Origin of the sequence: Ramlibacter sp. (assembly GCF_035706265.1) — a bacterium.
Lineage (GTDB): Bacteria > Pseudomonadota > Gammaproteobacteria > Burkholderiales > Burkholderiaceae_C > Ramlibacter.
The window spans coordinates 1-4,685 of the sequence record NZ_DASSVG010000556.1 but is presented as its reverse complement, the minus strand read 5'-3'; the positions used below and the strand labels follow the sequence as shown (position 1 = coordinate 4,685).

At 69.2% G+C, this 4,685-nt stretch carries 6 protein-coding genes; all 6 read right to left on the bottom strand.

Annotated features, from left to right (window positions below; genetic code table 11):
* Positions 1-629, bottom strand: a 629-nt coding sequence (locus tag VFM98_RS19975) for an amino acid ABC transporter ATP-binding protein (RefSeq protein WP_325111648.1), incomplete at its 3' end; no start/stop codon positions are given.
* 19 nt (positions 630-648) lie between these two features.
* Positions 649-1,437 (bottom strand): transporter substrate-binding domain-containing protein, encoded by a 789-nt coding sequence (locus VFM98_RS19970; RefSeq protein WP_325111647.1) that lies wholly within the window; start codon positions 1,435-1,437, stop codon positions 649-651.
* A gap of 37 nt (positions 1,438-1,474) precedes the next feature.
* Positions 1,475-2,128, bottom strand: a complete 654-nt coding sequence (locus VFM98_RS19965) for an amino acid ABC transporter permease (RefSeq protein WP_325111646.1) — start codon at positions 2,126-2,128, stop codon at positions 1,475-1,477.
* Positions 2,128-2,799 carry an amino acid ABC transporter permease gene (locus tag VFM98_RS19960; protein WP_325111645.1) on the bottom strand — a complete coding sequence of 224 codons (672 nt, stop codon included), beginning with the start codon at positions 2,797-2,799 and terminating at the stop codon, positions 2,128-2,130. The genes VFM98_RS19965 and VFM98_RS19960 overlap by 1 nt, the downstream gene beginning before the upstream one ends.
* A gap of 91 nt (positions 2,800-2,890) precedes the next feature.
* Complete coding sequence (locus tag VFM98_RS19955) at positions 2,891-3,934, bottom strand: LacI family DNA-binding transcriptional regulator (RefSeq protein WP_325111644.1); 1,044 nt, start codon at positions 3,932-3,934, stop codon at positions 2,891-2,893.
* Positions 3,935-4,042: 108 nt separating this feature from the next.
* Positions 4,043-4,685, bottom strand: a 643-nt coding sequence (locus VFM98_RS19950; RefSeq protein WP_325111643.1) for a creatininase family protein, incomplete at its 5' end; no start/stop codon positions are given.

Sequence of the window (4,685 nt, the reverse complement as noted above, 5' to 3'; positions counted from 1 at the left end):
GCGAAGCCCATCTCGTGCGTCACGCACAGCATCGTCATGCCTTCCTCGGCCAGCCCGATCATGGTCTCCAGCACTTCCTTGACCATCTCGGGGTCGAGCGCGGAAGTGGGCTCGTCGAACAGCATGATGCGCGGCGTCATGCACAGCGCGCGGGCGATCGCCACGCGCTGCTGCTGGCCGCCCGAGAGCTGGCTCGGGTACTTGTGGGCCTGCTCGGGGATGCGCACGCGCTCGAGGAATTTCATGGCGGTGGCTTCCGCCTCCTGCTTCGAGATGCCGCGCGTGCGCATCGGCGCCAGCGTGCAGTTCTGCAGGATGGTGAGGTGGGGGAACAGGTTGAACTGCTGGAACACCATGCCGACCTCGGCGCGCACCTTGTCCACGTTGCGCTTGTGCGCCGTGAGGTCGATGCCGTCCACCACGATGCTGCCCTGCTGCACCGTCTCCAGGCCGTTGATGCAGCGGATCAGGGTGGACTTGCCCGAGCCCGAAGGCCCGCACACCACGATGCGCTCGCCCGGCGCGACCGCGAGGTCGATGTCGGTGAGCACCTGGAACTTGCCGAACCACTTCTGCACGCCCTGCATGCGGATGATCGGTTCGGCGCCGGCTGCGGCCCTCTGGTCCATGCTGTTCCCCGCTACGCCTTTACTGCATCTTCGGCAGGTCGGCGCCCAGCCACTTGTTGTACAGCTTGTTCAGCTCACCGTTGGCCGTGTTCTTGGCGACGAAGTCGTTCACAGCCTTGAGCAGGGGCTCCTGGCCGGGGCGCATGGCGACGGCCATTTCCTGCTGGCGCAGCACGAACTTGGGCTCGAAGGCGCCGGGCTGGCGCTTGTTGATCTGCGCCGCCACGGTGGTGGAGCAGCCGATGGCGTCGACCTGGCCGGAGATCAGGGCCTGCATGGCGGAGGCGTCGTCGTCGAAGCGGCGGATCTCGGTGCCTTGCGGGGCGATGGCGGTCAGCGCCACGTCCTGCGTGCTGGCGCGGGCCACGCCCACCTTCAGCGGCTTGAGGTCGGCCGGGCCCTTGATCGCCTGCTTCTTCGGCCCGAACAGCACGATGGTGGCGGCGGAGTACGGCTTGGAGAACTGCACCTGCTTGGCGCGCTCGGGCGTGATGGCCAGCGAGGCGATCAGCAGGTCCACCTTGTTGGTCAGCAGGAAGGGGATGCGGTTGGGGCCGGTCACCGGCACCAGGTTCACCTTGACGCCCCAGTCCTTGCCCAGCAGGCGGGCCACGTCGGCGTCGTAGCCGTCAGGCTGGTTCTGCGCGTTGGTGGTGCCGTAGGGCGGGAAGTCCACCAGCAGGCCGACGTTGATCTCGCCCTTCTTCTTCAGGTCCTCCGGCGTCTGGGCGACGGCGGGGGCGGCCAGCAGCGACACGGTGGCGGCCAGGCCCAGCGCGGCGAAAACACGGCGGGAGATGGTTTGCATGGTGGAAGTCTCCAGTGGATGAAAAACGGTTCGGGGCTCAGCGCGCCAGCGCGCGGGCCTGGCGGCGCTCCATGCGGGCGGCCAGCAGCGACAGCGGCCAGCACAGCACGAAGTAGATGGCGGCCACCAGGCTGAAGACGATCAGCGGCTGGAAGGTCGCGTTGTTGATGATCTGGCCGGCGCGCGTGACCTCGGTGAAGCCGATGATCGCGGCCAGCGACGTGCCCTTGATCACCTGCACCATGTAGCCCACGGTGGGCGGCAGCGCGATCTTGAACGCCTGCGGCAGGATCACGTCGCGCATGCGGGCAAAGTAGTGCAGGCCCAGCGCGTGCGCCGCTTCGGTCTGTCCCTGCGGGATGGCCTGGATGCAGCCGCGCCAGATCTCGCCGAGGAAGGCGCTGGTGTTGAGGATCAGCGCCACGCCGGCGGCGACCCACGGGTTCACGTCGATGCCGATCACCGGCGCGCCGAAGAACACCAGGAACAGTTGCAGCAGCAGCGGCGTGCCCTGGAACACCTGCACGAAGGCAGTGGAGGCAGCGCGCGCGAAGGCGTTGTGGCTGGTGCGGCCCAAGGCCACCAGCAGGCCCCCGATCGCGCCGCCGACGAAGGCGATCAGCGACAGCGCGATGGTCCACTTCGCGGCTTCGAGGATGTACAGGAATTCGGGATAGCCGAAGGTGCGCATCAGCGGCGGTCCGGGTAGTGCAGCGCCACGCGGTAGACGAAGCGGAACAGCATCGTGAAGGCCAGCGCCAGCAGGAAGTAGATGACGGCAACCACGATGTAGATCTCGAAGCTGCGGAAGGTCTGCGACTGCAGGTTGGCGGCTACCGAGGTGAGGTCGTCGGCCGAGATCGCGGAGACGACGGCCGAACTGAGCATCAGCAGGATGAACTGGCTGGTGAGCGCCGGGTAGATTGCCTTCAGCGCCGGCTTGAGGACGATGTGGCGGAACACCTGGTGGCGCTTGAGGTTCAGCGCCAGCCCGGCCTCGATCTGCCCGCGCGGGATCGACTCGATGCCGGCGCGGATGATCTCGGTGGCGTACGCACCCAGGTTCACCACCATCGCCACCAGCGCCGCGGCGTGCGCCGACCAGCGCAGCCCCAGCGCCGGCAGGGCGAAGAAGAAGAAGAACAGCTGCACCAGGAAGGGCGTGTTGCGGATCAGCTCGATGTAGGCGTTGACCAGCCAGCGGGCCGGCTGCGGGCCCGAGGTCTTGGCCCAGGCGCACACGATCGCCACCACCAGGCCGAGCACGGTGGCGGTGAGCGAGAGCTGGATCGTGATCCAGGTGCCCTTGAGCAGCAGGGGCCAGGCGGCAAAGACGTCCTGGAACTGGAAGGTGTAGTTCACGGCGCGCGATCGGTTTGAAACCGGTTTCTGGGCTGCATTATAGAAACCGGTTTCAGCGACTCATCAGGGAAAACCCTAGTCGGATTCGAGTTTACGCCCGGATCGAGGAACCGCGCACGACCAGGCGCCCCGGCAGCAGGATCTGGCGCGGCGGCAGGTCCAGGCCCTGCAGGCGTTCCAGCAGGCAGGCGGTGGCGAGCCGTCCGCGCGCGTCGGTCGGCTGGGCGATGGTGGTGAGGCCCGGGCCGACCAGCGGCGCCCACTCGGTCTCGTCGATGCCGACCAGGCCGAGGTCGCGGCCGAAGGCCCAGCCCTGGCGCGCCACCGCGTCGGCTACCCGCAGCGTGATCACCGCGTTGCTGGCCAGCACGGCGGGCCGGCGGCCGCGCGCCTGCTGGGCGCGCAGGGCGGTTTCCAGCGCAGCGGCGTCGCCGGCGGAAGACTCGAACACCTCGCCGCTCGCCTGCGGGTGGGCGGCGAGGAAGGCGCGGAAAGCCGCCACCCGCTCCTCACGCGAGCTGACGCCGGCGGCCGGTTCGGTGACGAACAGCAGGTCGTCCCAGCCCGACTCCAGCAGGTGGCCGGCCGCCATCCGGATCGCCCCCACGTTGTCCAACGAGACGAAATCCGCCTGCATGTTGGCGTGCCGCCGGTCCACCAGCACGACCGGGCGGCCCTGGCGGGCGACGGCAGCGGCAGCGCCCTCGTCCGCCCCGAGCGTGTTCAGGATCAGGCCTTCGACGTGGTAGGAGGCCAGGGCCTGGATCGCATCGCGCTCGCGCCGGCTGTCGTCGCCCAGGTTGAACAGCATCAGCAGGTAGCCGGCTTCCTGGCAGGCCTTCTCGGCCCCGCGCAGCACGGCCACCGAGAAGGGATTGGTCACGTCCGCCACCACCAGGCCGACCAGGCGCGAGCGGCCGCGCTTGAGGGCCTGGGCCATGGGGCTGGGCGCATAGCCCAGGGCGGCGATGGCCGATTCGACCCGGGCCGCGATCTCCGGCGTGAGGAGCTCGTCGCGCCGGTTCAGGAAGCGGGAGACCGTGGCCTTGGAAACACCCGCCTTCTCTGCCACGTCGGCGATCGTCGCCCGGGCGGCGGCAGGGGCGAAGACGGGCGGGCGGGGCTTGGAGGGCATCGGCGACTGAAACCAGTTTCAGCCGCGAATCCTAACGCGAAGCCGGGCTGCAACGGAAGGGGGCCGGGAATCAGCCGGCGACGGCGGAGAGGGGAAAGCCCTCGCGAATCAGCCCGCGAGGGTGGAAAGCGGCAGCGCCGCGATTTCCTGCAGCAGCAAGGCCAGTTGCCGGCCGGCCGCCTCCAGCACGGCGCGCCCGTGGGCGGCGTCCGCGGCCGCGGCATTCCCCGCCGCGCCCTGCGGGTTGTAGTCCTGCATCGCCCATCCCAGCTTGGCGCTGCGGCCGTTGCCGAGGACCGGGTAGCGCGCCGCGCGCTCGCGCGAGCTCGAAGCGAAGTCCTGCACCTGCTGCATGCGCACCGTGTCGGGCGCCAGCGCCAGCATCAGCGAGGTCTCGATCTGGCCGGCGTGCACGCCGAAGCGGTGTTCGTCGGCGCTGAACAAGCCGTTGACCTCGTCGCCGAGCGGCAGGTTCCACCAGTTGCAGCCGTAGACGATCAGGTTGCAGCGCACGCGCAGCTCGCGCGCCACGATGTCCAGCAGGCTCGCCTGGCCGCCGTGGCCGTTGAAGAGGAGCAGCTTGCGCACACCGGCGCGGGCGACGCATTCACCCAGCGCGATCCAGGTGGCGAGCACGGTCTCGATCGGCAGCGTCAGCGTGCCCGGAAAACTCGCGTGCTCGGGGCTGTAGCCGACCGGCTGGGTGGGAAGCACCAGCACCGAGGCGTCCTGCGGCAGTTGCTTCAGCGCC